A 230-nucleotide genomic window follows, 5' to 3' on the forward strand; every position below is an offset into this window, starting at 1 on the left:
GCTTCAACACTTCGAGAGCGGGCACGACAGAGCTGGTCACGCAGGGACGTCCGGCGAGGATGGCTTCCACCGCCGACAACGCCATGCCCTCGGCGAACTCGCCCCGGGTCGGAACGATCGCGGCGTGCGTCGCATCCAGAATCGCCTTGAGCTCGCGCGGCGCGGTGAAACCGCGGATATCGACCACCTGCTGCAATCCCATGTCGGCGCTCTGCCGTCGAAGCTCGGCG

Annotated in this window: 1 protein-coding gene; it reads right to left on the reverse strand. The window is 67.4% G+C overall.

The annotated features are described in order from the left end of the window. A partial coding sequence (locus tag RMT89_RS45750) for a glycosyltransferase (RefSeq protein WP_315889653.1) occupies nt 1–202 on the reverse strand: 202 nt, incomplete at its 3' end. Nucleotides 203–230 lie beyond the last annotated feature (28 nt).

Source organism: Streptomyces sp. P17 (genome assembly GCF_032436805.1).
In the GTDB taxonomy this organism is placed as follows: Bacteria; Actinomycetota; Actinomycetes; order Streptomycetales; family Streptomycetaceae; genus Streptomyces.